Source organism: Curtobacterium sp. MCPF17_018 (assembly GCF_003234135.1).
GTDB classification, from domain to species: Bacteria; Actinomycetota; Actinomycetes; order Actinomycetales; family Microbacteriaceae; genus Curtobacterium; species Curtobacterium flaccumfaciens.
The window spans coordinates 1-25,379 of sequence record NZ_QKSJ01000024.1; the positions used below are offsets into that span (position 1 = coordinate 1).

Sequence of the window (25,379 nt, forward strand, 5' to 3'; positions counted from 1 at the left end):
CCCCGGGGCTATCGTCAGCAGGTGCCCCGCCCCACCCCCGTCCGTCCGCGGTCCGTCGACCGCCGGACCGCCGTCCTCGCCGTGCTCGCGCTCGTCGCGTTCGGCGTGGCGGCGACCGCCCGGGTGCTGGTGGACGTGACCACGTCGGCCGCGGCGTCACCCGCCCGGTACGCCACCGTCGCGCTCGCTCCGGAGGCGTGGAACGGCTTCGACACCGCGAACGTCATCGCCGCCGTCGGGGCGAGCTGCGCCGGCGCCGGGGTGCTGCTCTTCGGTGCGGCACTGGTGTCGGCGGTCCGGCGTGAGCGCGGTCGTCGGCTGCCGCTGGTCCTCGCGGTCGTGACGCTCGCGATGGTCGTCGGCGCCGTGGTCGCCGGGGTGGCCTCCGGCGAGCAGACCGACTTCGACGCGGCTGCCCACTGGGCCATCCTGCGGACCGCACTGGCGGGACTGGCCGCAGCGAGCCTCCCGGCCCTCTGCCTGGCCGCCCTGCGTGCTCGCGCCCGCCGTACCGACTGACCCGCACCGAGCTTTCGCGCTCACCGACAGATCACGTCGGTCGCAGTGCGTGAGCGGTCGCTCAGCGCGAAACGCGCTGAGCGCCCGGCGCTACTTCTTCTTCTCTTCGACGTCGCCGGAGAGCGCCGCGATGAAGGCTTCCTGCGGGACCTCGACCCGACCGATGGTCTTCATGCGCTTCTTGCCCTCCTTCTGCTTCTCGAGGAGCTTGCGCTTGCGGGTGATGTCGCCGCCGTAGCACTTCGCCAGGACGTCCTTGCGCATCGCGCGGATGCTCTCGCGGGCGATGATGCGGGCGCCGATGGCAGCCTGGATCGGCACCTCGAACTGCTGGCGCGGGATGAGCTTGCGCAGCCGCTCGGTCATGAGCGTGCCGTAGGCGTACGCCTTGTCGCGGTGCACGATCGCGCTGAAGGCGTCGACCTGGTCCCCCTGCAGCAGGATGTCGACCTTGACGAGGTCGGCGGCCTGGTCGCCGGTGGGCTCGTAGTCGAGCGACGCGTAGCCCTGGGTCTTGCTCTTCAGCTGGTCGAAGAAGTCGAAGACGATCTCGCCGAGGGGCATCTCGTAGCGGATCTCGACGCGGTCCTCGCCGAGGTACTCCATGCCGAGCAGGGAGCCGCGGCGCTGCTGGCACAGCTCCATGATCGCGCCGACGTAGTCCTTCGGGGCCAGGATCGCGGCGCGGACCATCGGCTCGCGGACCTCGACGATGCGCCCGGTCGGGAACTCCGAGGGGTTCGTGACCTCGGTCACGGAGTTGTCCTCGGTCGTGACCTCGTAGATCACGCTCGGGGCCGTCGTGATGAGGTCGAGACCGAACTCGCGGGACAGCCGCTCGGTGATGATCTCGAGGTGCAGCAGCCCGAGGAACCCGCAGCGGAACCCGAAGCCGAGCGCGACCGAGGTCTCCGGCTCGTAGACCAGTGCGGCGTCGGAGAGCTTCAGCTTGTCGAGCGCTTCGCGGAGCACCGGGTAGTCGCTGCCGTCGATCGGGTACAGGCCCGAGAACACCATCGGCTTCGGGTCCGTGTAGCCGGGCAGCGCCTGGGTCGCGGGCTTCTGCGCGCTCGTGACGGTGTCGCCGACCTTGGACTGGCGGACGTCCTTCACGCCGGTGATCAGGTAGCCGACCTCGCCGACGGACAGACCCTTCGTGGGCTTCGGCTCCGGGCTCGAGACCCCGATCTCCAGGATCTCGTGCGTCGACTTGGTCGACATCATCTGGACCTTCTCGCGGGGCGAGATGGTGCCGTCGATCATGCGGACGTAGGTGACGACGCCGCGGTAGCTGTCGTAGACCGAGTCGAAGATCATCGCGCGGGGCGCTGCCTCGGCGTCGCCGACGGGGGCCGGCACGCGACGGACCACCAGGTCGAGGAGCTCGGGCACCCCGACGCCGGTCTTGCCGGACACCCGGAGGACGTCCTCCGGCTTGCCACCGATGAGCTGCGCGAGCTCGGCCGCGTACTTGTCCGGTTCGGCCGCCGGGAGGTCGATCTTGTTGAGGACCGGGATGATCTCGAGGTCGTTCTCGAGCGCCAGGTACAGGTTCGCGAGCGTCTGCGCCTCGATGCCCTGGGCGGCGTCGACGAGCAGGATCGCTCCCTCGCACGCCGCCAGGGAGCGCGAGACCTCGTACGAGAAGTCGACGTGCCCGGGGGTGTCGATCATGTTCAGCGCGAAGGTCTCACCGTCGAGTTCCCACGGCATGCGCACGGCCTGCGACTTGATCGTGATGCCGCGCTCGCGCTCGATGTCCATGCGGTCGAGGTACTGCGCACGCATCGCACGGTCCTCCACGATGCCGGTGATCGAGAGCATGCGGTCGGCCAGCGTCGACTTGCCGTGGTCGATGTGCGCGATGATGCAGAAGTTGCGGATCGCGTCTGCCGGGGTCGCTGCGGGCTCCAGCGGAGCGGATGCTTGTGGGCTCACGGTTCCTCAGGTGGGTCGGACGGTCGCAACAGTCTCCCACGCTTCACCCGCCCTGGAGGCACGGCGCGCGTCCGCCACGTGCCTGACGGACGCGGGCCGTGCCTCCAGGGCCGTGGTCCGGTCGACGAGGCGGGCGTCGGCCGCCGGTCAGACCGTCGCGTGCGCCGGAGCCGGCAGGGCACCCAGGCCGCGCCGGAGGTCGTCCGCGGTGGCTGCGAGGCACACGCGGATCCACCCCTCGCCGGTGCGTCCGAAGGCGCTGCCCGGTGCGACGGCGACCCGCTCGCGCTGCAGGAACCCGAGCGCCCACTCGGCGATGTCCCCGTCGGACGCGTGCGACATGTCGACCCACAGGTAGAACGCCCCGCGCGGGTCGAGGTACCGGATTCCGGCGGCGTCGAGCGTCGCCTTCGCGACCTCGAGGTTCGCGCGGTAGTGCTCCCGAGCGTCGCGCACCGCCGAGTGGTCCCCCACGATCGCCGCGAGGGCCGCGTACTGGTCGGGTTCGGCGACGCAGCTGATCATGGCCTCCTGCGTGGTCCGCATCGTCGCGCCGAGCCCCTTCGGCGTGACGAGGTAGCCGACGCGGACGCCGGTCATGGCGTACGTCTTGCTCAATGAGAACGCCGAGAACACGCGGTCGTCCTCGTCGAGCGCCGCCAGGCTCACGTGGCGGGTGCCGTAGGTGAAGTACTCGTAGACCTCGTCGCTGATGACCCAGAGGTCGTGCCGCTTCGCGAAGGCCAGGAGCGCACGGAGGGTCTCCTCGCCGAAGACCGAGCCGAGCGGGTTCGACGGCGAGTTGACGATCAGTACCCGGGTGCGTTCGGTGACGCTCGCCTCGAGGGCCTGCAGGTCGGGTTCGAACCCGTGCTGCGGCTCCAGCCGGTACGGCACCGGGGTCGCACCGATGATCTGGGCGTTCATCGTGAAGGTCGTGTAGCCGGGGTCCGGCACGAGCACCTCGTCACCCGGGCTCAGGGTCAGCGTCATCGCCTGGAAGAGCGCCTGGGTCGCACCGATCGTCATCCAGATCTGCTCGAGGTCGGCCTCGATCCGGTTCTCACGGCGGAGCTTGTCGCGGACGGCTTCGCGGAGGGGCGCGATCCCGCCGTTCGGCGTGTACCCGGTGCGGTCCTCGGTCCAGGCGCGACGGGCCGCCTCACCGATGTGCGGCGCCACCGGGACGTCCGGCTCACCGATCACGAGCATCGTGACGTCCGTGCCGCTCGACTGCAGCAGGGCCGCCTGCTCGAAGACCCTCCGGATGCCGGAGGCGGGCACGGTGTCGATGCGCGGTGCGAGGGAGGGCATGTCCGTCACGGTATCCGGTGCGTGTTGCCGAGGGGTTTCGGCGCGGTCGACCGCGGGCTTCCGCCGATCCGGCGGTGTTTCGTGCTTTGGTGGCAGCCCGCTTGCCTGGTAGTGTTGGTGGCTGGCTTCCGCGTTCCCCGCCCACGGGTGGAACGCGATGCGACCAAGGGCCCCTCTACCCTGCGGTCGCGCCCACCCGTACGAGACGAGCAGGAGCAATTCATGGCGAACATCAAGTCGCAGATCAAGCGCATCAAGACCAACCTCAAGGCCACCGAGCGCAACAAGGCCTACAAGTCGGAGCTCAAGACGCACATCCGTCGTGCCAACGACGCCGTCGCCGCCGGTGACAAGGACAAGGCCGTTGCCGCCCTGGCCCTCGCGTCGAAGAAGCTCGACAAGGCCGTGAGCAAGGGTGTCATCCACAAGAACCAGGCCGCGAACCGCAAGTCGGCCATCGCGAAGAAGGTCTCGTCGCTCTGACGTCCTGACCCTTCTGGTCCGAAGGCCCCGCACCGTTGGTGCGGGGCCTTCGTCGTGTGTGGGCTGTGTGGGCTGCGTGGGCTCTCGAGTGAGCAGAAGACGACGGGTCACCGGGGATCACACGTCGTCTTCTGCTCACTCGACGACGCGGGACGGCCGGGACGGCCGGGAGACCCGACTCGCCTCAGCGGGGCTCGCCGCGTCGGGCGATGGTGCGGACCATGACCTCGAGCGCATAGTGCGCGTCGCGTGACCCACCCTTCACCGCGGTGTCCGCCTCGGCGATGCTGATGATCGCGTTCGCCAGCCCGGACTCGCTCCAGCCGGCGACGTCACGCTGCGCGCGCTGCACCTGCCACGGCGCCATGCCGAGCGCCGAGGCCGCCTGCCCGCTCGGGCCCCGGAAGGCGCTGACCTTCGCCATCGTGCGGATCTTGCTCGCGAACGCGGCGACGATCGGCACGGGTGCCTCGCCGGTGGCCAGGGCGTGCCGCAGCTCGACGATCGCCGGTGCCGACCGACCCGCGAGGGCGATGTCGGCGACCTTGAACGCGTTCGTCTCGACGCGACCGCCGTAGTACTTGTCGACGACCTTGTCGGTGATCTCCTCGGCCTCGTCCGCCAGGAGCTGTCGGCACGCGGCGGCGAGTTCGGCGAGGTCGTCGGCGAACGCGGTCACCAGGGTCCGGACGGCGGAGGGCGCGATCCGGCGTCGTGCGGCGCGGAACTCGGCGTTCACGAAGTCGATGCGGTCGGTCTCGCGCTTGAGCTCGTCGCACAGCACCTCGACCCCGCCGCCGACACCGCTGCGGATCGTGTCGAGGAGCTTCTTGCCGCGCACGCCACCCCCGTGCCGGAGCACCAGGGTGACGTCGTCGGCGGGGGCCTGCAGGTACGAGATCGTCTCGGTGATGAAGGCGTCGGTGCACTTCTCGACGTTCGTGACCTGCACGAGTCGCGGCTCGCCGAACAGCGACGGGCTGGCGAGGGTGGCGAGGAGCCCGGGGGCGTACTGGTCGGCTTCGAGGTCGTGCACCTCGAGCGCGGGGTCCTCGCCCTGCAGCAGGTCCTTCAGCACACCGCGGGCACGGTCGGCGAGGAATGCTTCGGGCCCGGTGATGAGCACGACGGGTGCCGGACGGATCCCCGACCAGGGCACCTGGTCGATCTTTGCTGCGGCGCGCGCGGGCTTCTTGGCGGCCATGTGGTCCTTCCGGTGGTGCCGGCCCGGACGGTGCCGGGTCGAGTGGTGCACCGACGATCCTACGGGCGGCCGCCGACGACGAGCGCTCCGTCCACACCCGCACCTCGTCGCTGCCGGAGCGGGCGAGCACCACGGTGCCGCGCTCGTCGGTGCGGAGCGGCAGCGTGCCCGCGGTCTCGAGCATGCCGAGCGCGGACGGCGTCGGATGCCCGTAGGTGTTGTCCGCGCCGACCCCGATGAGTCCGACCCGCGCAGCGAGCCCTCGGTAGAGCTGCGGGTCCTGGTCCGCGGAGCCGTGGTGCGCCACCTTCACGACGTCGATCGGCCCCGCCGGCAGACCACCGGCGTTGCGCAGCCGACGTTGCGACGACTCCCCCAGGTCGCCGAGGAAGACCCCGGTCAGGCACGCCGCACATGAGTCTCCGTCGGCCGGCCCCGTGACCAGCACGATGCTCGCGTCGTTGCCGGCGGCACGGTCGTCGCCCGGGGGCCACACCACGCGCCAGGTGAGCGGCCCGAGGGTGCCGGAGACCCGGTCGTCCGCCGTCCGGACGTCGACACCGGCACGCCGGAGGTCGTCGACCACCCGCTCGTCCGACTCGCGGCCCACGGGTCCGACCAACGCGGTGTCGACGGTGCCGACCACAGCGTTCACCGCGCCGACGTGGTCACGGTCGAAGTGCGTCAGGACGAGCAGGTCGATCCGGGTGACCCCCAGCAGGTCCAGACACGCCCGGAGCCGTTCCTCGTCGTCGCCGGTGTCCACCAGCGCGACGGCATCGTCGCCACGGAGCAGCACGCCGTCCCCCTGCCCGACGTCACACGCGGCGACCGACCAGTCGCCCGGCACCGATCCCCGGACGACGAGCACCGGGACGGTGACCGCTGCGACACCGACCACGACCACCACCCCTGCGGCGAGCAGCAACCGGGAGCCCAGCCGCCCCCGGACCAGCACGGCGACCGCGATGCAGCCGCACACCAGCACGGCGGCGGCCACACCGAGCACCCCGGCCGGCCAGGGTGCCGAGGCGTAGGGCAGGGCCGCCGCCCCGTGCGCGATGCCCCCGACGGCGGCGGCCGGGACCCACGCGACGGCCGCGAGCCCCTGCGCACCCACCGGCCACACCGGAGCGACGCCACACGCGGCGAGCCCGATCACCGTGACGACCGGCGCGAACGGCTCCGCCAGCAGGTTCGCCGGCACCGCGTAGGTCGGGAGCGCCGCCGACAGCGGGATCGTCACCGGCCAGCAGGCCACCTGCGCTGCGACCGGGATCGCGAGTGCGGCGGCGACCGGCGGCCACACACGACGTGCCAGGAGCTCGGTGAGCGGCGGGCCGAGCACCACGATCCCGCTCGTGGCGAGCACGGACAGGGCGAACGCGAACGACCGTGCGAACCAGGGGTCGACCACGAGCATGCCGACCGCGGCGAGGGCGATGAGCGGTACGCCCCGCACCGGTCGACCGGCCAGGTGCACGACGAGCACCACGATCGCCATCACCGTCGCCCGGACGATCGAGGGGTCGGGCCGCACGAGCACGACGAACACCAGGAGCACGGCGACGGCCGCCGCGGCCCGCAGGCCTCGTGCCAGACCACAGGCGCGGCCGAGGACCACGACGAGTCCGACCACCACGGCGCAGTTCGCCCCGGATACAGTTACCAAGGGAAGGTCATATGCCGCAGCTGAGCGTTCGTGAGTACCTGCGCGTGTCGCGGGATCGGTCTGGCGAGGGGAAAAGCCCAGATCAGCAACATGATGAGAACCTCGCTGCGATCGTGCGCCAGGGCTGGATCCTGCACCCTGACGAGCCATACCGAGACACCGATCGCAGCGCGAGCAGGTACGCGACGAAGCAACGCGAGGACTTCAAGCGTCTCATCGACGACCTCGAGTCCGGCGACTTCGGCGCGGACATCCTTGCGATCTGGGAGTCGAGCCGCGGCTCCCGACGTGTTGGCGAGTGGGTGGACCTGGTCGACCTCTGCAAGGAGCGAAGGGTGCAGATCTGGGTCACGACGCACGGCCGGCTTTACGACCCGAAGAACGCGCGAGACCGACGAAGTCTCCTCGAGGACGCCGTCGACGCAGAGTACGAGTCGGACAAAACGTCCGAACGGCTGCTGCGGAGCGTTCGCGCCGCCGCAGAGCGCGGCGCACCTCACGGCAAGAACCTCTATGGATACGTCCGCGTGTACGACCCTCAGACCCGTCGCCTCCTTCGCATTGAGGAGCATCCCGAACAGGCACCCGTCGTCCGCGAAGCAGCCCGCCGTATTCTCAGCGGCGACTCGTTCCGGGCGATCGCTCGAGACTTCAACACGCGCGGGTTGCCTGCTCGGCGTCCGAGTCGCGTAGAGAATCGCAGCGATCTCGGTTGGACGGCGCCGGCTGTCAAGCAGATGCTGACTACCGCTGCCTATGCGGGCAAGCGGGAGCACAAGGGCGAGATCGTTGCTGATGCGGTCTGGCCAGCGCTCTACGACTTCAGCACGTGGCAGAAGCTCCAGGCCGTGATGTATCCGGCATCGCGCCGTCGAACGAACGACTGGCCCGCACAGCATCTTCTTGCCGGGATCGCGATCTGCGGCGTGTGCGGCGGCCGACTTCACGTGGGTCGCCAGAACGCGGGCAAGAAGAAGACCGACCTAGAGGGGAACCCGCTGCCAAGGCAGACATACAAGACCTACGTCTGCGACGGAGCATCGAAGAGGCCGGGAGCGCCCGGCCAGTCGGGGTTCCACGTGAGCATGCGCGAAGAGCTGCTCGATGAGGTCGTGGTCGAGATTCTCTTCGAACGCCTCGAACGCCCTGACTTCCTTGCTACGAGCGAGGACGAGGACGACAAAGCAGACCTCCAGCGCAAAGCACTTCTGGCAGAAATCAAGAGCTATGAGGATTACCTCGAGGGCGTTCGCGCGCAGGCCGCCGCCCAGATGCGCTTCGACCTGATCGTCGATCAGGAGGCTCGTGTCATACCGCAGATCGAGGCGGCACGAGAGCGACTTGGTAAGTTGTCGACACTCGATCCGCTGGTGGCAAGACTCGTGTCTGACGGCGGCCTCCGCGATCGGTGGCAGCACATGGAGCTGCAGGAGAAGCGAAGACTCGTTCGGGCTGTCCTCGTACCGATGGTGAAGCCCGTTGGCCGGGGTTGGCGCGGGAAGCAAGGCGTGAACCGCGATCGAGTCGTCGTGGCCTGGCACTGAGGTCGCGTCGGGGCTCGCTGGGTTCACCTGGCGCCTGTGTGCGGCGAAGCATCGAGGAGGACCTCGTAGGGACCCGGCGCCCGCCTCGCGGGTTGTCGCCGGCAGCAGGCCCTCTACCTGCTCGGGCGGCGGAAGATCTTCCCGCTGAGGCTCCCGCCGTCACGCCCTACGTCGAAACAGAACTCCATCCCTGCTCCTCGACGTCTCCTCGCTCCTCCCCTTGTACGGGTCGACCACCCCCGAACTGGGCACAAAATTCCCTCGAACGAAATCTGCACAGCTCAAAATCGATGCTTGACTATCAGCCGTTCGACAAACGTTGAACGCACAACTTCACAAGATCTAATTCCCGACGCCGCGAGGCACAGGGTGCGATACCAGTTGCAGATCAACTGGTTGACTTTTCCTTTACCTGATCGTTCGTTGTGCTCTAGATGTCATGGAGCAACAATTGACCAACATTGCCACCGTCGCTGACACCCAGCGAGCATTCGGTTTGACCTTGACCGAGGCCGCTGAGCGCAGCGGCTACGGGGTCTCGACGCTACGTCGCCACATCAAGGAAGGCGGCCTCCCTGCCGTCAAGGCCAAGGGCCGCGTCTTCATCAAGCCGGAGGACCTCGAAGAGTTCGCCCAACCAGTCGACATGAACTCGACTGAGGAGAGCCTGCAGGAGTGGGCCAAGCGGGTCGCCGCGAAGGCACCCCCTTTCAAAGCCGAGCAGCGCGCGATCATCATGAGTGCCTTCGCATCGACGCTCCGCGGCGAATGACGCGCTTGCGGACTGAATGGCGGCCGCCCGTCAGACCACACGAAGTCTCACGCGACGCTCGCGAGCGACGTCGGGTCGCCTGCGACAGCTTCAGATGCGGCACAGCGCTTTGTCGCGACTGCCGTCGGTGGCCTGTCAACTCAGGCACAATTCCAGTTGGTCGAGCCTCCGGCTTTCCAGCACCGCTCGGGCAATGTTACAGAACGCGCGAAGGCGCAGATCGAGCAGATCTGCCGGCGCTCGCGTCGGTGACGTTGATGACGTCTTCACACCACACTCCTCATCACCTTCGGAGCTCTTGAGCCTCCTAGGCCAAGAGTTCTGTTTCGCAACGTCACCAACGTCACCGCTCGCTCTTGAGCTCAGTCCGTAGTGCCCCGCGGGCTCTTCCCCTGCAGACGTACCGCAGGCGATTCAAGCACGTCGGGACCACCGTGCCCTCATCCCGTGGCGACGCCGCGCGCTGCGCCTCCGGCCGCCTCCAGCGCGGTGCGCATCCCCCACATAAGTAGAAGGCCTCGGCGCTAGAGACGCCGAGGCCGATCAATCAGCAGAAAGATCACTGTGAACAACAACATCACCATACCTCGGCCAACCCTGCTCGCCCAGCTCCGGTACGGCGCCGACACGCACCGCAACCAGGCTCAGATCGCCTACGAGTTCGCGCTCGACAACGTCGGACTGTTCCTCTTTGTGCGCAACGTCGGATGGATGGCGTTCGATGGAATGCGTTGGGTCACCGACACGGGGCTGACGCAGGACGCTCTGCTCAAGACGCTTCGCCGCCTCCGCGTTGAGGCAACCAATGCGCTCGCGAAGGGCAAGTTCGAGCACGACGATCTCCTAGCCAAGAAGGGCAAGGACCTGCTCGCACTTGTCCAGTCGTGCGAGAGCGCTGGTGGTCTATCAGGGGTACTGAAAATCGCGTCGAGCCTCCCGGGCATGACCGCGACCATGGACCAGCTCGACGCAGACCGGCACACGCTCAACCTGCCGAACGGGACGCTCGACCTGCTGACGAGACAAATACGCCCCCACGATCCCGCGGACCTCATCACGAAGCTCACCCGTGCCTCGTTCGATCCGGGCGCCCCTGCGCAGTCCGCTACCTGGCAGGGCTTCCTAGATCAGGTGCTGCCCGACAAGGGCGTGCAGTGCTTCTTCCAGCGACTGATGGGACTGGCTCTCCTCGGTGAAGTGCGAGAGCACATCTTCCCGATCGCGACGGGAGAGGGGCGTAACGGCAAGGGAGTGGCCTACACCGCGTGCACCCACGCACTCGGGGACTACGCGGCCGTGGCGGAGGCCGGCCTCTTCGAAGTGCAGCGCGGCGGCAACGCACAGAGCGCAACGCCGGGTCTTGCAAAGCTGCGGGGCGTCCGTCTCCTAGTCGCATCCGAACTCGAGGAGAACGCCCGCATCTCCGCGGCGTTCATGAAGCGCATGACAGGCGGTGACGAAATCACCGCCCGCGAGCTCTACGGCGCCCCGTTCCAGTTCACGCCCGCGTTCCTCATCCTCATGATCACGAACTTCCTGCCGAAGCTTCCCGCGAACGATCCGGCCACGTGGGCGCGCGTGCGTGTTGTTCCGTTCAACGTCGTCATCGAGAAGGACAAGCAGGACCCGGAGCTCGGATCGAAGCTCAGGCTCGACCGCGACGCGGTCCTCGCCTGGGCCATCGAAGGCCTCGCGGACTACCTCGCGAATGGTCTTGGTGAGCCGACCTCGGTGTCCTCCGCGACCCAGGCTTACGCGAACTCCCAGGACGATGTGCGCCGGTTCGTCGACGCACGCTGCGTGGAGGACCCGTCCACTGGAGACACGACCACTGCTCTTCTGGACGCCTATCAGCTATGGGCTTCAGAGGAGGGCATTCACGCCGCGCACCAGCTTGGCCGGACGAAGTTCGGGGAGGCGCTGGACAAGCTGGGCTACACCGCGACCCGCATGAAGAAGGGTGCCGTCCGCGTGGGTCTCGTCATCGATCAGACGGCGGCGTGAAGCGAATGTCGTACGACTTCAGCGCGATCCAGGGCGCGGCAGGAGTGCGGCGCCTTAAAGGGGCTCGCGCAGCCCTCCTCTTCCCCGCTCCCCCGGCGAGGGACTTTGCCCTCGCGCGGTTCATGCTCCGTGAGCGGGGCGCGAGGACGACCGCGACAGCGGCCGGACTCTGCGCCGCGCTCGTAGGCCCGACGAGCGACCAGCGAGTCGGGTCCGTAGCGCAGCCTCAGGGCTGCTCTCGACGCGCTCTGCGCGTCGGCGCCCCGCAGGGCCCCAGGGACTTTGGCGAGCGCAGCGACGCCGAAGTGTATGGGGCTACACCTTCTTCTGCCGCGAAGGAGACCATCACCCTCCCGAAGGCGCACCGGGGTGGTGGTCGGAGTCGCGGCAGAAGAAGCCCCTCGGGAGAGTCGCCGAAGGCATCGAGGGGTGTGACGACGAAGTCGGTGCACCCTTCGATCAGCGTCGAGGGTGGCGAAGCATGAGCTACACGATGACGTTCGACGCGTCCCACAAGGTGGGACGCGGAGGGCACGCGCAGCGCTTCTTCCGTCACATCGCACGGGAGGCAGACCAGCAGGCCGGCTTCCACTTTCCGCAAGCAAACAAGAACATCGTTCCGGAGCGGACGCACAACAACCGCACCCTGATCAACGACGGCGCTGGAGACTTCCGCAAGCTCAAGTCCGTCGACGGGAAGCCGCCGTCAAACGAGTTCCAGACCTACCTCAACAGCCGTCTCGCGACCGTCAAGCGCCCCTTCCGCAAGGACGCGATCCTGGTTCGCGGCCTCATCCTCCAGCTCGATCCCAAGTGGTTCGACGAGTTCAACCCCAACTGGCGCACGCACGGACCTAACAGCGAGGCCGTCGACTACATGGGCGCCTCGTTCGACTGGGCGACGAAAGAGTTCGGGCAGGAGAACGTGCTCGGCTTCTCACTGCACCTCGACGAGTACAACCCGCAGCTGCAGGTCCTGATCACCCCCGTCACCCCGGATGGGCGCCTGTCCCAGAAGGACTACTTCAAGGGCCCAGGCGACCTCCGTCGCCAGCACAAGGACCTCCGCGAGCACATGGCGGCGGCCGGCTACGACGTGGAGGCGCGCGTCACGGAGCGATCACGCGAGCACCTCAGTAGCAGCGAGTTCCAGGCAAAGGCAGATCGGTTGCGCGACGCCACCGCAGACGCCGAAGCAGAGAAGGCCGCCTACGAGACGATGCTCGTCAGCCTCACGAACCGATCGAAGAACCTCGACGCAAGGGAAGAGGGGCTCGACAGCGAACGGCTGCAGCTCGAGGCCGACAGAGCGGCCTTGCGCCGCGATGAGCTCACCCTCGCCCAAGATCGCCGCGCCGCCCAGCTTGCGCGCGCCGCAGCGGAGCAGATGCTGGTGCGGGCCGATGAAGAACGAGAACACCTACGAGCAACAAACGACCGGCTCCAGCAGGTTCCCCCTGACGTTGACCGATGGCTCGACAAGAAGAAGTTCGGCGGTCAGCGCTTGCGTGAGGTCTACGACGCGGACATGAAGCGAGCCAAGATGGCGCGGCACGAGGCCCAGGACCTAATCGAGCGCGGTAGGGACTTCTCGACATCGAGCGGCGAGACGGAGCTCTCATTCCGATGAGGGCGGGAACGGACCACCGGACGGACACCGCACGGTCCGCTCATGCCCCCGCAGCCGGGCTCCGCCTCAGAAGGGCGGGAACGGACCACCGGACGGACACCGCACGGTCCGCTCATGCCCCCGCAGCCGGGCTCCGCCTCAGAAGGGCGGGAACGGACCACCGGACGGACACCGCACGGTCCGCTCATGCCCCCGCAGCCGGGCTCCGCCTCAGAAGGGCGGGAACGGACCACCGGACGGACACCGCACGGTCCGCTCATGCCCCCGCAGCCGGGCTCCGCCTCAGAAGGGCGGGAACGGACCACCGGACGGACACCGCACGGTCCGCTCATGCCCCCGCAGCCGGGCTCCGCCTCAGAAGGGCGGGAACGGACCACCGGACGGACACCGCACGGTCCGCCCACGCCCCCTCAGCTGAACTCCGCCCCAGAAGTGCGGAAGCGGACCGCTCGACGCGCACCGCCCGCTCGAGATAAGAGTGCGCGACACGGGAGTGCGCCAGCGATGAGGCCGCTGGCCGTGCAATCCGAGCGGACCCCGCCCGCGGCACACGTGGCCTCGCGGCAGGGGATGAATATCGATCGGCTTGAGTTGGCAAGGGCGAAGCGTCGATCTACGACGGTGCTGGCGGACACAGGTGGATTGATCCGCGCGACTCACGTTCGTCAGAGGTACATCTCCTCGAGGGACGGCCGAAGACGTCGTGTCCTGGCAGATCATCTACCAGCTCGGCCCGCGTGGGTGGCGTGGAAGGACGGCGACTATCTCCCGGACTTCGTCGTTCGAGACAGTGCGTATAGTGCCCCGCATGTTAGCCAGGACGAAGCGCGTCAAGCAGCGGCGGGAACGAGGACACGCGTAACATGGCTGATTCGCGGAGGGGACACCTCAACGGCGCGCGTTCTGATTCCGCTCCCGTGTTCACCACTGCAGTGTCCAAAGGCGGCATTATGCTCGCGCTATGAGGGTGGAGGGCGAACGAGCACGTGTGCTCATTACTGTGAAGGCGACGCCGCAACCTTCGACTAGCTACGGCGACACGTCATGCGTTGCAGGCGTGCGCGTAGACGGGGATGTGCCGCGATGGATTCGGCTGTATCCAATCGCGTTTCGGTGGCTAGACGGCGACGCACAGTTCAAGAAGTATGACGTCATCGAGCTGGAGGTACGGCGCAAGGACTCCGACACGCGGCGCGAAAGCTACTCACCGACTCAGGACTCGTGGAACGTCGTTCAGAACCTTCCACCGTGGAGACCGCGGCACGAGGTCATTGGGCAAATGGAGCCCACCACAACCTGCGAGCTGATGCGCGCAGCATCAGCTGACGGGTCAGCTCCTTCCCTCGGTCTCGTCTATCCGGCAGACGTCGACCGGCTCGAGTTCGAGCCGCACCCGAAGTGGTCGCTAGAGCAGCTGGGCAAAATGCAGGCGCGTATTGACAAGGAGTCGAGTGCGCTCATTCCGATGAGCGGTTCAGTGCCGAGCCTCCTGAGGGAACCGGAGTTCAAGGTCCGCTATCGCTACCGGTGCGCGGACCGTGCTTGCTCCGGACACCAGGGCCGCATCCTCGATTGGGAGCTCACGTCACTGCAGAATCGTCTTCGCTATCGAGGCGAGAACGTGAAGGCGGGCGTTACCGACAAGTTTCTCGACCAAATGTTTGCTCCCGAGCGTCAGGCCGGGTTCTACATGGGGAACTTCGAGCTTGCTGCTCGCCGCGGCAAGTTCAGCATCCTTGGCGTCTACTGGCCGCGCTCGGACGACGCACTGGCTCCCGCGCCGACCCTGTTCTAGAGCTTCACGAGGTCGCGTGCCATCAGCAGCTGCACCCCTTCGAGTACCTGCTGGCGGTGACAATGCTGCTCATCCTGCTCGTAGCAAAACAGCGCTACGGCGTCTGCCTGCGCGAGATCAGCGACCTCTTGCAGCGCTTTCAGGGCGGCCTCCGACTGCAACTCTCTGCGGAAGCGATCGCGAACCTCGTTTGCGAGATCGGACTCAAGCTCGCCGTACCCGGCGCGGTTGTCGCGCTGATTCCCGAGCGTCGGCAGGTGAACGTAGGCGATGCCTGCCTCGCCCAGCGCCTCTGCGAGAGCCCTCTTCGAGAAGCCCCGTTTGCGCGAGATTGCGTTGAGGCGGACGTCGACGAGCACTCGAATGCCGCGGATCCGTAGCTTTGAGATGAAGGTCTCCAGGGTCATGCCCTCGTATCCGATGCCGGAGATGCTCACAGAGTGTCCCTTCCGTTGGCGCAGCCGAAGTGCTGCAACCCGGCACCGCGAACTGCAGTACCGCGAGTCGCTCCGTGCGGTAAACCGCTGCCCGCCCGCGATGCACGTGCGCCTGGTGCCAGTCGAGCGCGAATCTCGCTAGCCGCGCTGACATGGGACGCCGACGACTCGTGCAACGTTAGGCGTCCCGCCGGAGCATGTCACAGATGCTAACCGTTACGTCGAGGTTCTTGTTGAGGCGCGGCGCCGCCGGCGGAGGTCGCTCCGGTACGCCCGGATGGTGCTCTCGGACAGCGCCCGGAGCGCGAACTCCTCAGCGCTCTTCGCCGGCGCCGATGGTCGAGGCCCCTGCGTGACTCCTCGGCGCAGCGCCACCGTGCGGCTGCGCTCGGCGGCCGCGCGCTGCTTCGCATTCATCGCCTTCCCGGTCACGCGTCGCTGCGGTCGGAGGGCGGTGCTCGCTTTCGCGTCCGCCGCAAGCTCGGGCACGAGGTCGTCGCGTGTGTCGCTGGCGAGGACGAGCTCCTCCCCCGCTTCCTCACTCACCGGACGCTTTGACAGCACGACGAGCCTTCGCCCGGTCGACGATGCGCAGCAGCAGGTCCGCGAGGTGAATGATGCTCGCGGCCTCGATGGGGCTGTCGAACTCGACCGTGCGGTGGCTCGTCGGGTTCTTGAAGGCTCCGATCGCCCCCGCGAACAGGTTGGCGACGGCCTCCTGCTCCGACGTCACCTCAGCTGCGTCCGCCAACGGCCCGCCGACCTTGAAGGCCTCACGCATCATCGGGACCCCGAGCTGTCGGTTCTCGAACCCCGCCGCGTCACGCACGGCCACTTCGACCTGGTGCATCGCGGCGAACACGGCAGTGGCGTAGTCGCCCCGCTCGAAGTTCGGTCGGGCGGACTCATCCAACAGGGGGTGCAGCTGCGCGTGGAGTTGGAGCGTGGCGTCGATGTGGGAACTAGACCTCGATGCGGCGACCGCGATTCCCTCCGTGGTGATCATCCACTCCTGAGCGGGGTGGCCATCGACCGGTCCCACGAGCCCGCGCGCGAGAGCCCAGCCGAAGCCGTCTGCGACGAAGCGGCGGATGTGGGTCTGCAGCTCCCGTGCACGCGGTCCACGCACCCCTGCACCCGTGACCGCAGACCATGCGTGGACGACGACGTTGTGTGACCCCGTCGTCTGGTCCGGAGTCTGAGCGAGACCGGCGAGAAGAGTCATTCCTGCCTCACTCGTCGTCGCATCGAGGAGCGCCTCGAGCGTGAGGCGCTCCCCCGCAATCGAGAGCTCGATTGTCCGCTCGGTGTCGGTCAGGTTGTCGCTGTTCGCCATCTGGCTCACTCCTGCGGGCCGATCAGGCCCAACGTTATCGCTGACAGATCGGTAACCGCGGTACAGCCCCGCACGAGGTCACTTCCGATAATAGTCATTCTCGGAAGCTGATGCCGGGGGGTGAATCGAGGAGCCCCGGTGTCGCCGCGCGAATACCTTGTCTCCTTCGCACACAACTTGTCGCCGGAGCGCGTTCCTCGGTGCTGCCTTCGTCAGGGGCCGTCTCCCGGCGAGTCAGGAGCAGCGAGCCGTGCGTGCTAGGTCGCTAGGCGGGGTGAACACGGCGTTCGGCAGGGACGTACTCGAGCGGGACGCGCAGCGAGCTGGTCCCCGCGCTGGCGTCACCCGACTGGAAGTGCCGCAACCCGTGCTCGGGTACGTGAGCGGTGTTGCGTTCAGCGCCCCTTCACCGGGCATTTTCGCGGGACAGTCATACGGGAATCCCCAGGTCAAGCAGGACACGGGCGAGTTGTCGTGGTTGTCGCCGCCAGTCGTGTACCGGTGAACGACCGGCTTACGGACACCTGTATGCAAGGATGGCGAGCATTACTCGTGTAACCCCGCTGCACTCGAAGAAAGCTGTTCGGCGTGCAGGGGAGAGAATCGGCAAGCGTCTCGGCACTCCTGCAGAGCTCGAAGAAGCGCGCGAAATGGTCGGCAACTTCCGAAGCGCTCACGGCTACCCGCTCCTCGCCGTGACCGTAAACGCACGCGCACGCGCGTTGGCCGTCTCAGAGGACGCGATCGTCGCGCGCAGGCTTAAGCGGCTTCCAACGATCATGGACAAGCTCGAGCGATACCCGGACATGAACGTCACCACGATGCAAGACCTCGGCGGCTGCCGCGTGGTCTTCGAGTCCGTGGCAGAGGTCGAGGAACTCGTCGAAGCCTTGCGCAGTTCGAAGAGGACTCAGAACCAAATCGTTCGGTACTACGACTACATCAGGGACGACCCGGGGCCCAAGACTTCGGGCTACCGGGGTGTGCACCTGGTCTACGAGTACCGGGCGTCCCAGCAGGCATTCCACGGCCTCCGTGTCGAGCTGCAAGTCCGCACGGCGCTACAGCATGCGTGGGCTACCGCCGTCGAAACCATGGACCTCTTCTCAAGCAGCGGCCTGAAGTACGGCCGCGCCGACACAGATCTTGAGCGGTTCTTCGTAGTCGCAAGCTCGCTCATGGCGGTGGAGGAGAAGACGACGCTGGTCCCAGGAGCGACGGATTCCCTAGCTGCCCTGGAGACCGAGTTGCGCTCGTTGGAGAAGAAGGTCGGAGCTATCTCCCGGCTCGAGGGATACAACGCGATCGTGAGCCAACACGCACACAGCAACCGCCGGTCCGCGCTGACGCTTGAGCTGAAGCGCCGCGAGCAGGAACTGACCGTCACTGTCCACGAGCGAATTGCCGACGCCGAGCGACGACTTGCCGAGCTCGAAGCTCGCGACGATGACAACCTAGATGCTGTGCTCGTGAACGTTTCGCAGATCGGCCAGCTCGAATCTGCCTATCCCAACTACTACGCAAACAGCACCGCGTTCACGGAGTTCTTGCGTGGGCACCTGTAGACACGTCCGTTGAGCGATCCTCTTCCGGGCGAGCAAGGCGCTAGGTCTAGCGCTTGTCGGCGACGGCCCATTAGTCGCGGTGCTGCTTGCGGGACGCATTCGGAACTCGGGATTGCCTACCACGAACCTGAGGAGTGTTTCGAGACGAGGTCGGTGTCAGGGGGTGGCGAGGTCACCGTCGGGGGTGATGAGAAGCTGACCGGTGAGGATCAGGTTCGCGGTATCCGCGATGTCCTCGCCCCGGGCGGTGGCGTGTGCCCCGATCAAGAGATAGGCGTCGGCGGGTGCGAGCGCGAGCTGGGCGAGCACGACGCCTGCCGCTTGATGGGTAGCTCGTTGGTGGAACCGGTGCCGGGAGCGGTCGTTGTGGCGGGTGATGACGCGTTGTAGCAGCCATCGGCTGATGGTGCCGGCGAGGACCCTGGCGGCTTCCGCCTGGACCGGGTGCACTTGCAGCGAGCTTTGTGCGTACACGTCGACGGCGCCAAGGAGGAACGGCCCGAACCGGAGGGGCACGGCGAACAACGCTCCGACCCCCGCATCAGTCGCGGCCGGGAGAAACAGGGGCCACCTGTCCGTCGGGTGGTCTCGAATGTCCGGCTCGAGAACTGGACGGTTGTTGTGGAGTGCGTCCCAGCAGGGGCCTTCGCCGAGACTGAACTGAAGCTGGTCGATGTGGCCAGCGCGGCTGTCGGTGGCCGAGATCGTTTCGTTGCCGGCGAGGTCACCGTACGACGCGACGGAGGCGCCATCACCCGGAACCAGGGTGAGGAACCGGGTTGCAAGCTCCGCCCCGGGCAGGGAAGCAGCTGCGGGGACAAGGGTAGATCGTGGTGCATTCATGACGTGCTCTCTGACGCCAACTCACCGGGGGCCGGACGGGAACGTCCAGCAACACCCCACGCAACGCGAGCGATGCCCTGACGCTACGTCGCGCACGCTCGCCCACGCGCCGTTCATCCCCGACCCGCACACGCGTTACGGCTGGTAGGTTCGCGAACTGTCCCGCTGTACAGTCCGACCATGACCAGGTCAGAGGCACATCGAGGCGAGGACCGCTTCGAGCGCCTCTCCGCGGGCCTGAGCAATGTTCTGAACCCCGACCTTGAGGTCCTCGACGCCATGGACCGCGTGATCGCGGCGTGCGTGGAGCTCACCTCAGCAACGGAAGCGGGGATCGTCCTGGCCGATGCGTCCGGGACCTTGCACGTCATCGCTTCGACGAGCGAACGCACGAGCGATGCGGAAGAGGCGCAGCTCGGCACGAACGAGGGATCGTGCTTGGACTGCTTCCGGACCGGGAAGACGATCGACGTGCCCGACGTCACCACCCACGAGACCGTGTGGCCGACGTTCGCTGAGACGATGAACGAGAGAGGGCTTCGCGGGACCTTCGCCGAGCCGATCCGCCTACGCGATGAGACCATCGGTTCGCTGTGTCTGTTCGCCGACCACACCGACGGGCACGACGACCGCGACGTGGTTCTGATCCAGCTGCTCGCCGACGCGGCATCCGCCGCGCTCGTGCGGCAACGCGATGTCGGCCGGTTGCGCACCTTCGAGGAACAGATCGACGACGCAATCCAGGCACGAGTACTCGTCGAGCAAGCGAAGGGGGCCTTGGCCTACCGACGCGGCATCCGGATCGACGAAGCCTTCCAAGTTCTACGTCGAGCAGCGCACACAGCCGGCGGCGGCATGCGCGCGAGAGCCGAGGACGTCGTCCACCACGGCGCCGACCTCAGGGAAACAGCCTGAGGGGCGCCTACTGCCGGCCAGTGTCTCCCGAGGCCGTCGAGGTCGATCTGGACGGGTCCAACGACCTGATGAATTCGTCGAAGAAGTCATCGAGCCAGTACGGCTCCTGGGCGATCCGGTCCTGCGGATCGCGCGGCTCGGCAGCGATCATGCCGGGAATCTACGATGCGCCACGAGCCAGCTCAACCCGTCCCACGCCGCGCGGATACTGTGCACGCAGCGAAGCGAGCCCGGACCGCTCAGCGCGGAACGTTCAAACGGTGTCTGCCGGGCAATCGCGCCCCGACCCGAGCGTCAGGGGGAACGGCTCCAGGGTCGGAGCGTCGATGCTCGGTGCGGGCCTGCGTGCTCAGGAAGCACGACCGGGTGTGGCTCGCTCACAACGAATCTACCGGTCCTCTTTTTGGCGGACAAGCCTTAGCCGGCCCCCATTCGGGCAAGACGCGAAGATGCGGCCTGGCATTCAGCGGCTCGGAGCACACCTTCCTACCGTTGGACGGCCTGCGGGGTGTCGTCCCGAAGGAAGTCACTGTCGGATTGTCTGGGCACGGTGCCTTCGCGTCGCCACTGCTTTCGTGCCCGTGCCAGCGTCGGGATGCGCGCTGGTTCCACGCTCTGCTCGGTCTTGTAGCTGCTCATGATTGCTTGCCTCCTGATGCCTCTGCTTGCTCCGTTCCGCGCCCGACGGTAGCGATCTGCGATCACCGCGGTGGCGGGGCTGCGTCTCCTGGATCTTCCCCGCGCGGGCAGCCGACTTGCTCCGGCCATGAGCGCGTCGGAAGAATCATGGGATGCGGTGGAACACGGGATACGACCCGGACAATGACGGCGAGCTTCAGGTGGCCGGGGTGGAGGCAGCAACGGCGCGCGATGCTGTCTCGCGACTCCGTGAGGTTGTTGGTACTGAAACCGAGGTGCTGTACGTCCTCCAGGATCCGGTCCCTGCCCAGGACGATACCGAGACATATGAGGCGTTTCTGCAGGACCCGAACGCAGCCAGCTGACCCGCTCTCCTGAACGCTGAACGCGAAGGCACGTGGACGAGGGCGTGTCAGAAACTGCCGTCGAGTCGTTCGCCGCGGTGGATCACGTCGTCGGCGAGTTCTCGGAGTCCTCGTCCGGCGCTGCGTGCGCCACTGCGGAGCAGCTGGAAGGCTTCGTCGATCGCGATGTTCTGTCGTTGTGCGAGGGCGCCCTTGGCTTGTTCCACCGTGACTCGAGCGGCGATGGCGTCCTCGACCTGTTCGTCCAATGTCCGCAGCCGTCCGTGGTCACGTTGCCGGACGAGGGCGGCGGAGGCTGCGTCAGCGAGCAGCTGAATGAAGACGACGTCACGGTCGTCGTGGCCCTGGTCGTGGGTGGCGAAGACGCACAACGACCCGATCGTTGCTCGTCGCAGCCGGATGGGTTCGGCGAAGGTGCCGACGAGGTTGCGGGCGTGCATTGTCTCGACGAACTGGGGCCAGTCGGAGGCGTGTGTGGAGACGTCCGGGACGTCGATGGTCTCACCGGTCCGGTAGCAGTCCAGGCACGATCCTTCGTTGGTTCCGAGTTGCGCCTCTTCGGCGTCGCTGCTGCGTTCACTGGTCGATGCGATGACGTGCAGTGTCCCGGTGCGGTCGGCGAGGACGATGCCGGCTTCGGTGGCGGAGGTGCAGCGCACGCAGAGCTCGATCACACGGTCCATCGCGTCGAGGACGTCGAGCGTGGGGTCGAGCACCTCCTCGAGGGCTGCCGCGAGCCCGTCGAACCGGTCGGGGTGTTTGGCCGCGTTCATGTGGTGGGTGAACCGGTTGGTGCGTCGGGTGAGTTCGGCGACGAACGCGTCGTCTTCCGGCTCTAGCTCGTCGTCTGGGGCGGGCTCGGTCATGACGGTGGTCACCGGACCGAGAAGGAGACCGACGGTGGTGGCAACACCGTGTGCGTCAGCGGTGGGGACGTTGATGATGTCGGTGGTGCTGTTCTGCGCGAGGACGACGGAGTAGGCAAGGACCGCGTCCGCGATCGCGTCGCCGGTCATGATTCGTGAGTTGCCGTAGACCAGGTACTTCATCCCGTCAGCAAACCCCGGTCGTGCTGACTCTCCACGCACAATGTCCGAGCGCGGGAGATCCCCGGCAGCCGGTCAGCAGGATCCGATGATCGAGGGCGTCCGCAAGTACGAGATGGGAGCTGCCCGCTCTCGTTGGGGTGAGAGCGGGCAGCCGCGTGCGTCCGAGGATCAGGGACTCAGGACGCTTTCGCTTGGGCGGTAACCAGCCGCCCCACCGCTTTGTGAACCATCGTCGACAGGTGTTGTATTCCGTGCCGGAGGTTCTCCCGCCATCGGCGGCACCGAGTGTGAGTGCGATGTGAGCGCGCGGTGGGCTGATCCGGGCTGCGCAGGCACTCACTCTGCTGACTGCCCGTCCAGCCCGACCCTGGGTATCGTGCGGGAACCCGTGGCGGATCAGGCTGCGGGACGGGCGTTGCCGGTCCGTGTTCGGGTCACGTGATCGGCAACGCTCGCCTCGCGTCAGCGTCTTGCGTACTGGTCAGGCCTGCTGCGCGGCGACCCAGGAGTACCAGGCGCTGAGTTGTGCTTGCGCGTTGCCGAGGGTGCTGTGTGAACCGTGGACCTGGTTGTCGGTCGTGTGGAGCTCGTACTGGTCGTGGTGCTGGATGCTGCCGACGGTGACGCCGTCAGCGTGGGCTGTCCAGGCGGTGCCGGGCCCCTCCTGCCACACGATGTGCTGCGGTCGAACCATGAATGCGGCTTCCTGTAGGCGCCTTCGCAGAAGACCCACGAGCTGACGACATCTCTCAAAGTACGCGCCCACGATGTGCGAACAAACTGTCCTGTCGCTGAGCCCACCGCTCCCGGCGATGCTGGAGGCGCTTCGTCGTCTCCAGCCACGAGAGCCGTATTCCGAACCCGTTATCCATTTTCGGAACCCATGTGCGCGGTGACTGAGTTCTGGTGATGATCGAGTTGTGCCTGAACTGATGCGCCGCACCCAACGGATGACCCGCACCGGGGACCCAATCGTTGCCGCAAACGCGATCGCTCGCACGCACTCCACACAGAGTGTGGACGTTGACCCGGACGGTGCGGCGTTCATGTTCGAGGAGCGGGTGCGTGGCACCCGGCTGCTGTCACTGGAGACCGCGTCGTGCACGGGGGTGGTCAGCGGCACGATCGAGCCGGACAGCGTGATGGTTCTGGCCTGGTTGAAGTCCGGGCGGGGCACCATCGACGGGAAGCAGGTTCCGATCGGCCGCCCCGTGCTGTACCGGAACGCACCACAACCCGTCCGGTTCGAGTCGTTCCAGAAGGACGTCATCCGCATCGACCGCGCCACGGTGGAACAAGTCGCCGCGCAACGTGGGGAGTGGAACCCGGGACCGCTCGAGTTCCATCCCCACCACGTGCCGGAGGGCCCGACCTTGGCCGCCTGGTGGCTGATGGTCCGCACCGTCGCTGCGGACGTACTCGCCGGGCCAGACGAAGTCTCCGAGGAGCGCGAACGGCAACTGGCCCGGTTCGCCGCCGGCGGCCTTCTCACAGCAATTCCGCACTGGCGCGTCGGTCAGCACGCCCCGCCCGCCACCGCGGGCACACGATTCGCACGAGCGGAGGCATTCCTCCTCGAGCACGCCAGGGAACCGATCACCGTCGCGGACATTGCCGAGGCGGCCGGGCTGAGCGTCCGTGGCGTGCAGGCCGCGTTCAACCGTCACCACGGCATCACACCGCTGGCCTACCTGCGACACATCCGACTGCTCCTCGCGCGGGAGCAGCTCGAGTCCGACAACGACCTCAGCGTCGCGGAGGTCGCCCGGTGGGCTGGGTTTGCCCACCTCGGACGATTCGCCGGAGCGTACCGGGACGAGTTCGGCGAGCTGCCCAGGCAAACTCGGCAGGCCTCCCGCAGCTGGTAAGGACCGTCCCACCGAGCGGGACTGCAACGGTCGGACTTGGATTCGCATGCTGGTGACGCCGACAGACGCGTCCGGCTGAGCCGTCTTGCGGAGCCGACCACGGCACAGCCAAGAGTGTCCGATAGACCATCGGTCATCGAGACGTCGGTGCTGGTGCAGCCTGGGACCGCGGAGGTCGAGGACTACGCTCCGTGTTTATGGGACGCGGAGAACGAACGACCCGGCAGTTTCTTCGGCTTCAAGCAGCGGTCGGGACTGTCCTCTGCCCGCTCGTCGCCGTCACCCTCGTCGTCATCGGAGTCGTGCGAGCAGCAAGTGACGCTCCGCAGGGAGGGTCAGGGCTTGGCTTTCTGGTCCTTCTCGCGATCCTGCTCTTCGGAGGAACGTTCATTTGCTGGCATCGTTTCCGGGTGCTCAGCCGCTCGGATGTACCGCCGGCGGATCGGACTGATGCATCGTCCCAGTAGCCGATCGGCTATCGAGACGCGTGGGAACACGCGAAGCGGCCCTGCTGCGTACGCGCAGCAGGGCCGCTTCGTCTTGGTGGGGCTGCGGGCGCTTAGAAGCCGCCGGCGGGGCGCACCTGGTAGTGCTCTTCGAGTGCAGTGACCTCGTCCGCAGTGAGGTCGATGTCGACCGCTGCGGCAGCGTCGTCGAGGTGGTGCGGCTTCGTCGCGCCGATGATGGGTGCGCTGACGACTGGGTTGTTGAGGACCCATGCCATCGCGATCTGCGCCATCGGGACGTTCCGGGCTTCGGCGATGTGCTGCACGGCGTCGATGACGGGGCGGTCACGTTCGGTGTCGGCGAAGAAGCTGTTACCGACTGGGTCGTCGGAGGAGCGCTTGGTCTGCTCACCGGCGGGGCGGGCGACGCGGCCCTTGGCGAGGGGGCTGTAGGGGATGCTGCCGACGCCCTGGTCGGCGAGCAGGCCGAACATCTCCCGCTCTTCTTCCCGGTAGAGCAGGGAGTACTGGTCCTGCATGGACACGAACCGGGTCCAGCCATGCAGGTCCGCGGCGTGCTGCATGTTGGCGAACTGCCACGTCCACATCGCGGAGGCGCCGATGTAGCGAGCCTTCCCGGCCTTGACGACGTCGTGGAGCGCTTCCATCGTCTCCTCGATCGGCGTACCGGGGTCGAAGCGGTGGATCTGGTACAGGTCGACGTAGTCGGTGCCGAGCCGGGTCAGCGATGCGTCGATCTGCTGCATGATCGCCTTCCGCGACAGGCCGGCGACGTGCAGGCCCGGGCCGGCGCCGGGCTTGTCGGAGAAGTGCGCCTTGGTTGCCAGGACGATCTCGTCGCGGTTGGTGAACTGGCGGATCGCTTCACCCACGATGCGCTCGGAGTCGCCGTAGGAGTAGACGTTGGCCGTGTCCCAGAAGGTGATGCCGAGGTCGAGTGCCTGCCGGAAGTAGGGCAGCGCGTCGTCCTTGGGGAGGGACCACTGCAGGTGGCCGCTGGCGGGGTCGCCGAAGCTCATG

General features: G+C 67.1%; 21 protein-coding genes and 1 pseudogene. 11 read left to right on the forward strand and 11 right to left on the reverse strand.

Features of this window, described 5'->3' with window-relative positions:
* Nucleotides 1-21: 21 nt before the first annotated feature.
* Nucleotides 22-519 (forward strand): hypothetical protein, encoded by a 498-nt coding sequence (locus tag DEJ27_RS17035; RefSeq protein ID WP_110860405.1) that lies wholly within the window; start codon nt 22-24, stop codon nt 517-519.
* Between the two features lie 90 nt (nt 520-609).
* Here the strand turns inward: DEJ27_RS17035 and lepA are convergent, their stop codons facing one another.
* Both lepA and DEJ27_RS17045 read right to left on the reverse strand, forming a co-directional pair.
* Complete coding sequence (lepA, locus tag DEJ27_RS17040; protein ID WP_110860403.1) at nt 610-2,457, reverse strand: translation elongation factor 4; 1,848 nt, start codon at nt 2,455-2,457, stop codon at nt 610-612.
* Nucleotides 2,458-2,604: 147 nt separating this feature from the next.
* Nucleotides 2,605-3,771: a pyridoxal phosphate-dependent aminotransferase gene (locus DEJ27_RS17045; RefSeq protein WP_110860401.1), complete on the reverse strand. Its 1,167-nt coding sequence runs from the start codon at nt 3,769-3,771 to the stop codon at nt 2,605-2,607.
* Between the two features lie 222 nt (nt 3,772-3,993).
* Between DEJ27_RS17045 and rpsT the strand changes: the two genes are divergently transcribed.
* Complete coding sequence (gene rpsT / locus DEJ27_RS17050) at nt 3,994-4,254, forward strand: 30S ribosomal protein S20 (RefSeq protein ID WP_017886662.1); 261 nt, start codon at nt 3,994-3,996, stop codon at nt 4,252-4,254.
* Between the two features lie 184 nt (nt 4,255-4,438).
* Here the strand turns inward: rpsT and holA are convergent, their stop codons facing one another.
* Nucleotides 4,439-5,458, reverse strand: coding sequence for a DNA polymerase III subunit delta (holA, locus tag DEJ27_RS17055; protein WP_027465301.1), 1,020 nt, complete (start codon nt 5,456-5,458; stop codon nt 4,439-4,441).
* A 616-nt stretch (nt 5,459-6,074) separates the two neighbouring features.
* Nucleotides 6,075-7,130, reverse strand: a pseudogene (locus DEJ27_RS18155) (ComEC/Rec2 family competence protein); the annotation flags it as partial.
* An 11-nt stretch (nt 7,131-7,141) separates the two neighbouring features.
* On the opposite strand from DEJ27_RS18155, the gene DEJ27_RS17065 reads away from it, so the two are divergent.
* The 5 genes from DEJ27_RS17065 to DEJ27_RS17085 all read left to right on the forward strand — a co-directional run bounded on the left by DEJ27_RS17065 (nt 7,142) and on the right by DEJ27_RS17085 (nt 14,875).
* The gene (locus DEJ27_RS17065; RefSeq protein WP_111091516.1) at nt 7,142-8,674 is read left to right on the forward strand and encodes a recombinase family protein; all 1,533 of its coding nucleotides are present in this window, start codon (nt 7,142-7,144) and stop codon (nt 8,672-8,674) included.
* A gap of 451 nt (nt 8,675-9,125) precedes the next feature.
* A complete protein-coding gene (locus DEJ27_RS17070; RefSeq protein WP_181430188.1) occupies nt 9,126-9,446 on the forward strand; it encodes a helix-turn-helix domain-containing protein in 321 nt (106 codons plus the stop codon).
* A 564-nt stretch (nt 9,447-10,010) separates the two neighbouring features.
* Nucleotides 10,011-11,450 (forward strand): phage/plasmid primase, P4 family, encoded by a 1,440-nt coding sequence (locus DEJ27_RS17075; RefSeq protein ID WP_111091518.1) that lies wholly within the window; start codon nt 10,011-10,013, stop codon nt 11,448-11,450.
* A 481-nt stretch (nt 11,451-11,931) separates the two neighbouring features.
* Complete coding sequence (locus tag DEJ27_RS17080) at nt 11,932-13,080, forward strand: plasmid recombination protein (protein WP_111091519.1); 1,149 nt, start codon at nt 11,932-11,934, stop codon at nt 13,078-13,080.
* Between the two features lie 961 nt (nt 13,081-14,041).
* Complete coding sequence (locus DEJ27_RS17085) at nt 14,042-14,875, forward strand: hypothetical protein (protein ID WP_181430189.1); 834 nt, start codon at nt 14,042-14,044, stop codon at nt 14,873-14,875.
* On the opposite strand, the gene DEJ27_RS17090 is transcribed toward DEJ27_RS17085, so the two are convergent.
* Both DEJ27_RS17090 and DEJ27_RS17890 read right to left on the reverse strand, forming a co-directional pair.
* Nucleotides 14,872-15,312 carry a DUF488 family protein gene (locus DEJ27_RS17090; RefSeq protein WP_220035405.1) on the reverse strand — a complete coding sequence of 147 codons (441 nt, stop codon included), beginning with the start codon at nt 15,310-15,312 and terminating at the stop codon, nt 14,872-14,874. The two genes, DEJ27_RS17085 and DEJ27_RS17090, sit on opposite strands and share 4 nt — an antisense overlap.
* Nucleotides 15,313-15,850: 538 nt before the next feature.
* Entirely contained in the window at nt 15,851-16,318 is a 468-nt protein-coding gene (locus DEJ27_RS17890; protein ID WP_181430190.1) for a TIGR02391 family protein, read from the reverse strand.
* A 980-nt stretch (nt 16,319-17,298) separates the two neighbouring features.
* On the opposite strand from DEJ27_RS17890, the gene DEJ27_RS17105 reads away from it, so the two are divergent.
* Nucleotides 17,299-18,213 carry a RelA/SpoT domain-containing protein gene (locus DEJ27_RS17105; RefSeq protein ID WP_258370400.1) on the forward strand — a complete coding sequence of 305 codons (915 nt, stop codon included), beginning with the start codon at nt 17,299-17,301 and terminating at the stop codon, nt 18,211-18,213.
* Nucleotides 18,214-18,369: 156 nt separating this feature from the next.
* On the opposite strand, the gene DEJ27_RS17110 is transcribed toward DEJ27_RS17105, so the two are convergent.
* The gene (locus DEJ27_RS17110) at nt 18,370-19,056 is read right to left on the reverse strand and encodes a GAF domain-containing protein (RefSeq protein ID WP_111091524.1); all 687 of its coding nucleotides are present in this window, start codon (nt 19,054-19,056) and stop codon (nt 18,370-18,372) included.
* A 180-nt stretch (nt 19,057-19,236) separates the two neighbouring features.
* Between DEJ27_RS17110 and DEJ27_RS17115 the strand changes: the two genes are divergently transcribed.
* On the forward strand, nt 19,237-19,971 hold the full coding sequence (locus DEJ27_RS17115; RefSeq protein ID WP_111091525.1) for a GAF and ANTAR domain-containing protein: 735 nt from the start codon (nt 19,237-19,239) through the stop codon (nt 19,969-19,971).
* 7 nt (nt 19,972-19,978) lie between these two features.
* Here the strand turns inward: DEJ27_RS17115 and DEJ27_RS17895 are convergent, their stop codons facing one another.
* Nucleotides 19,979-20,122 (reverse strand): hypothetical protein, encoded by a 144-nt coding sequence (locus tag DEJ27_RS17895; protein WP_181430191.1) that lies wholly within the window; start codon nt 20,120-20,122, stop codon nt 19,979-19,981.
* A gap of 640 nt (nt 20,123-20,762) precedes the next feature.
* Between DEJ27_RS17895 and DEJ27_RS17120 the strand changes: the two genes are divergently transcribed.
* Nucleotides 20,763-20,975, forward strand: a complete 213-nt coding sequence (locus DEJ27_RS17120; RefSeq protein ID WP_111091526.1) for a hypothetical protein — start codon at nt 20,763-20,765, stop codon at nt 20,973-20,975.
* Nucleotides 20,976-21,022: 47 nt separating this feature from the next.
* On the opposite strand, the gene DEJ27_RS17125 is transcribed toward DEJ27_RS17120, so the two are convergent.
* Both DEJ27_RS17125 and DEJ27_RS17130 read right to left on the reverse strand, forming a co-directional pair.
* A complete protein-coding gene (locus DEJ27_RS17125; protein ID WP_111091527.1) occupies nt 21,023-22,024 on the reverse strand; it encodes a GAF and ANTAR domain-containing protein in 1,002 nt (333 codons plus the stop codon).
* A 481-nt stretch (nt 22,025-22,505) separates the two neighbouring features.
* Nucleotides 22,506-22,718: a hypothetical protein gene (locus DEJ27_RS17130; RefSeq protein ID WP_111091528.1), complete on the reverse strand. Its 213-nt coding sequence runs from the start codon at nt 22,716-22,718 to the stop codon at nt 22,506-22,508.
* A 226-nt stretch (nt 22,719-22,944) separates the two neighbouring features.
* Here DEJ27_RS17130 and DEJ27_RS17135 point away from each other — a divergent pair, with 226 nt between their 5' ends.
* Nucleotides 22,945-23,892 carry a helix-turn-helix domain-containing protein gene (locus DEJ27_RS17135; RefSeq protein WP_146244720.1) on the forward strand — a complete coding sequence of 316 codons (948 nt, stop codon included), beginning with the start codon at nt 22,945-22,947 and terminating at the stop codon, nt 23,890-23,892.
* Between the two features lie 559 nt (nt 23,893-24,451).
* Here DEJ27_RS17135 and DEJ27_RS17140 read toward each other — a convergent pair.
* Nucleotides 24,452-25,378 (reverse strand): aldo/keto reductase, encoded by a 927-nt coding sequence (locus DEJ27_RS17140; RefSeq protein WP_111091530.1) that lies wholly within the window; start codon nt 25,376-25,378, stop codon nt 24,452-24,454.
* Nucleotide 25,379: the final 1 nt, after the last annotated feature.